The 4,705-nt window shown below is 39.9% G+C and carries 5 protein-coding genes; all 5 read left to right on the top strand.

Going from position 1 to position 4,705, the window contains the following annotated elements:
* Positions 1-1,524, top strand: a 1,524-nt coding sequence (locus KW502_RS15010) for an MTBMA_p00010-related P-loop-containing protein (protein ID WP_219041371.1), incomplete at its 5' end; no start/stop codon positions are given.
* A gap of 152 nt (positions 1,525-1,676) precedes the next feature.
* The gene (locus tag KW502_RS15005) at positions 1,677-2,651 is read left to right on the top strand and encodes a tyrosine-type recombinase/integrase (protein WP_219041370.1); all 975 of its coding nucleotides are present in this window, start codon (positions 1,677-1,679) and stop codon (positions 2,649-2,651) included.
* Entirely contained in the window at positions 2,635-3,531 is an 897-nt protein-coding gene (locus KW502_RS15000; RefSeq protein ID WP_219041369.1) for a tyrosine-type recombinase/integrase, read from the top strand. The genes KW502_RS15005 and KW502_RS15000 overlap by 17 nt, the downstream gene beginning before the upstream one ends.
* Positions 3,532-3,534: 3 nt before the next feature.
* Positions 3,535-3,810 (top strand): hypothetical protein, encoded by a 276-nt coding sequence (locus KW502_RS14995; RefSeq protein WP_219041368.1) that lies wholly within the window; start codon positions 3,535-3,537, stop codon positions 3,808-3,810.
* Positions 3,804-4,103 (top strand): type II toxin-antitoxin system RelE/ParE family toxin, encoded by a 300-nt coding sequence (locus tag KW502_RS14990; protein ID WP_219041367.1) that lies wholly within the window; start codon positions 3,804-3,806, stop codon positions 4,101-4,103. The genes KW502_RS14995 and KW502_RS14990 overlap by 7 nt, the downstream gene beginning before the upstream one ends.
* Positions 4,104-4,705: the final 602 nt, after the last annotated feature.

Genomic DNA, 4,705 nt, shown 5'->3' with positions numbered 1-4,705 from the left:
TGTTACGGAACCAACGGCTTAAATGCTGAAATCCTAACTGCAATAAAAGATTTACAGCAACTGGAAGAAATCATTTTTACTTTTGATAATGACAGTGCAGGAAAAGAAGCCATAACCAAATATGCCAAGTTATTGTTGGAAATCAAACCGGAAATAAAAATAACTGTGCTGGAACCTATCAACAAGGACATCAATGAAACCCTGCAAGGACACGACGAAACTATTTTTATTGAACTGTTGGACAAAAGACTTGTGCTGAGCGAAGCCGAAGCAACAGGACTTATTTTTTCATCTGAAAGAAAAAGTCCCTCTCCCCCGGGGAGGGATTTAGGGAGGGGAATAGACTTTTTAAAGCGAAATGAATTACTGAAGAACTTAAACCAACTCATTGGAAAAGCAGGAATAGTAGGCGAGGAAAACAGCCGGATGCTGTTGTTTTTAATCATCGTGAGTTACGTTAATAAAAGCCCATTGCACGCACTTGTACAGGGAAGTTCGGGAAGCGGAAAGACCCATATCATCAGCAGGATAGCCGATATGATGCCGCAAGAAGATGTTTTACGGTTTACAAGGATAACGGAAAGCAGTCTGTACAACTGGGGCGAGTTCGACCTGTTTAAAAAGGTGGTCATCATTGAGGACCTGGACGGTCTGAAAGAAGATGCGCTGTACGCTTTACGTGAATTTATATCGAACCAAATTTTAAGAAGCTCGGTAACCATCAAGGACAAAAAGGGCAATAACAAATCAAGCCATAAAATCGTAAAAGGACAGTTCAGCAGTTTAAGTGCCACCACCAAGGGCGAGACCTACGAGGACAATATGAGCCGTAGTTTTTTGATTGCCGTTGATGAGAGCAAAAAGCAAACGCAAAAGATCATCCATTACCAGAATATGCGCAATGCCGGTGAGACCGACCCGGAAGCCCAACAAAAAGCCATCGGTTTTATCCAAAATATGGTGCGAAACCTAAAGCATTATGAGATTGTAAACCCTTATGCTACACAACTGCACTTACCGGAGAAAGTACATAAAATAAGGCGGCTCAATGAAATGTACCAGGCAGTAATCAAACAGGTAACTTTTTTAAACCAATATCAAAGGAAACTGACCAATAACAACCAACTGATAACCGAGATAGAAGATGTGGAACAGGCAACCGAAATCCTTTTTGAAAGCATTGTTTTAAAAGTGGATGAACTTGATGGCAGTTTACGGCAATTTTTTGAACGTGTAAAAAAATACCTAAAAGAACAGAACAGGGACTTTACCCAACGGGAAATCAGACAGGAACTGAACGTAAGCAAGGCCCAATGCAGCCGGTTTATCAATCAACTACTGGAACTGGAATACATTACTTCAAAATTTGGAGGAAACCTTAGAAAAATCAGTTACAGGATAGACTACTGGGACAATCACCAGAAGCTGAGAGCGGAAATAAAAGACTTTTTGATGAACCAAATACAAGAGCTGAAACAACAACAAATAGCACCATCAAAACCCAGGAATAAAATATCGGTATGATATTAAACGCAGAAAGTGCGGAACAATAGGAAACAATCTTGGAACAATACAAAGAGCTAATAATCAATCAATAAACCTTTTTTAAAGTCGATTGTTCCAAGTTCCAAGATATCGGGTAAGCAAAAGCATCATAGCAATAAGAATTATCGTAGATGGGAAAACCGAGCAGACACGTAATCCACAATCAAGGCTATCAAAAAGAAGCCATTGAATACCGGAACTACCTACTGTTACTGGGCTATGCAGAACAGACCTGCCAAACAAAATATTTATGGCTAAAAGAGTTTTTTGGCTGGCTGGAATCTATCGGCATAGGCAAACTACAGGATGTTACAGCGGTAGAAATCGCCAATTTTTACGAATACATCGAGAACCGGGAAAGCCACGTTACCGGTCAAAAGCTCAAACAAAAAAGCATTTACGACATCCTGAGGAACGTACAGACCTTTTTAGGCTATGCACTTGACCTGGGGAAGCTGAAAACAAACCCGGCATCGCACCTGAAATTTAATTATCCGGACGAAGAAGTGGAACGCCAAATATTTACCCAAGATGAAATCCAACAGCTTTACAAATCAACCGAAAATGAACAGGAAACCTGCATTTTACATATGGGTTATGGTTGTGGTCTGCGAGTCAATGAAATCAGCCAACTCAATAAAGAAGATCTACGGTTAACGGAAAACCTAATCATTGTACAGAAAGGCAAGAACAGTAAACGGAGGTTAGTACCGGTCAATGATAAAATCAGCGAAGAGTTACATTTTTTTCTTTCAACTGAAACCGAAAGGTTCGTGAATACAAGTAAAAAAAATAGACAAGGCAATGAACAAATAACAAATGAGAAAGCTGTTTTTATCAACACCAAAGGACGGAGAATGCAGGAATGGACGTTCAATGCCATCCTGAAAAAGCTAGTGAAAAGGGCTTTCCCCCTTTGGGGGAACGGGAAGGGGGCTATCGGGATGCATACGTTGCGCCATAGCATAGCAACCCATCTTTTAGAAAACGGAATGAAGCTGGAGCAAGTGCAACAGTTTTTAGGACACAGTTTTATCGAGAGTACGGAAATATATACGCATATCAGCCAAAATCAAATCAATAATTTATATGATAACTCTTCATAATTATTTAAAAAAGAAATACAGTAAAAGTACCTTGAACAGCAACTTATACAACATCAAAAGATTTACAGATTATTATCAAGCCAAAGCACCAAAAGCCACCTACAAAGACGTTTTAAATTACATCGAACATCTGCGCAAAAACTACGATCTGCATCCCAAAACCTTACGGCATTGTCTGTACGGCGTTAAGATCTACTTCAATTATTTACTGGAGATAGGAAAGCGGAAAGACCATCCCTGTAGCGAACTGTATTTAAAGGACAAAATCAGCAAGCAGATAGAAGTCGATAACCTTTACAGCCCGGAAACCCTGGAACATTTTTTTGAAAGCTATACGATCAAGCGGAAAACCTACTTGTTTAACCGGAACAAAATTATTATCAGCCTGCTTATTTACCAAGGGTTAACGGTCAATGAAATCACAGGTCTGGAAGTTGAAAATATAGATTTAGAAAAAGGCGGAATCTTTATCAAGGGAAGTAGTGAAGCTACATCAAAAAGCCCAAGGAGCAGGACATTACCATTACAGGCCAAACAAATACTTTTAATACTTAACTATTTAGAAAAAGATAGAAAGAAGCTGTTGAAATACAACAAAGAGAAACTAAATGAACCGGCCTTTATTCTTGGCCAATACGGTGAAAAGATGAACCCCCACGGGATCAGTAAAACCATCAACGAAAACCGGAAAGAAAGCGAAAGGATACAACCAATAAAAATTCGTCAGAGCGTTATCGCCAACCTTTTAAAAAAGGAAAACGATACCCGTATCGTCCAGGTCTTTGCAGGACACAAAAGGGCATCAACAACGGTGCAGTACAAGCAGTCCGAACTGGAAGTATTACAGAATGCCGTCGACCGGTATCATCCCATCAGTTAAACTATGGAACATAAATTGTATCTTTACAGTAAGAAAAAAGGAAATATTATGGCAACTTTGGATTTAAGACAAACCGTTTTGGAGTATATAAAAAACAAGGCTGACGGTAAATTTTTAAGATTAGTGGACGCTATGGCAAAAACCTACCAAGAAGAATTAGATCAGGAACGCATCAGTATCGAACAGTACAATAAAGAAATCGATGAATCCATAGCACAAATAAACCGTGGGGAATTTTATACCCAAGAAGAAATGGAGAAAATGGCAAAAGAATGGTAAAACCCAAAATAATCTGGAGTAAAAACGCTTCTCTTCAACTAAAGGAATCCTTGGAAGATTTAAATGAGAAATCACCCAAGGCAGCATCAAAAGTAAAAAACGAAATACTCAAAACATCAAGGGGGCTATCGGATAACCCGGAAATCTATAGCCCGGATAGGTTCAAGAAAAACAATGATGGGAGCTTTAGGGCTTTTGAAAAATACAGTTACCGGGTAACCTACCAAGTGGAAAAAACTCAAATAACAATATTACGTGTCCGTCACACAAGCAGGGAGCCTTTGGAACATTAGATAACCCCCACAAAACAAAACCCAGTTTTTTCGTTCCTCAAAATCCCCTGTCTTTTGTTTTGTTCCCCGCTCCATCACTTCTGCATTTTTTGGCTTGCCATTGCGCTCACACAGCACATTACTTTTTCATAGAAAACTGGTCGATTATTGGAAATGGGAAACCATAAAAAAGTAAAGAGCTGTTCCCATAGACGAAAGCCAAAAAATCCCCCAAGCTAAGTTACATAACGGTCTGTTATGGCAGCTAAAGGGCCATAACGCCGTTATGTAAAATAGCCGCTATCCCCACGCCGAACCATCCACGCTGCTGCCCGCGCACTACGTACCATAATTTTTATGCTCAATCGCCGCATAAGAGGCTAGCATTTTTAAAGCGGAAGCTTCCCCGGGCTTATGCCCACCGGCCGGCTGAAACTTCCACTTTAAAAACGGAAAAAGGAAGTGTTGCTTTTTTTTTCAACTGAAACCTTCAGATGAAAATAGAAAAAATGACTATCTTTAAAACACCGATGGGCTGCTTAAAACTCACATATTTACCTGCCGAAAGGCACGGCCGACCAGAAAATACGCTACACGTTGTAAAGAGCGGAAGCTCGCGCGAG

The organism is Mesonia aestuariivivens (assembly GCF_019311235.1).
GTDB lineage: Bacteria > Bacteroidota > Bacteroidia > Flavobacteriales > Flavobacteriaceae > Mesonia > Mesonia aestuariivivens.
Note: the sequence above shows the minus strand (reverse complement) of the source record. Positions and strands in the feature narration are given on the sequence as shown.

Coding starts and splice junctions, on each gene's coding strand:
- KW502_RS14990 (WP_219041367.1), top strand. CDS start 3,804: ATGGTAAAACCCAAAATAATCTGGAGTAAAAACGCTTCTCTTCAACTA.
- KW502_RS15005 (WP_219041370.1), top strand. CDS start 1,677: ATGGGAAAACCGAGCAGACACGTAATCCACAATCAAGGCTATCAAAAA.
- KW502_RS15000 (WP_219041369.1), top strand. CDS start 2,635: ATGATAACTCTTCATAATTATTTAAAAAAGAAATACAGTAAAAGTACC.
- KW502_RS14995 (WP_219041368.1), top strand. CDS start 3,535: ATGGAACATAAATTGTATCTTTACAGTAAGAAAAAAGGAAATATTATG.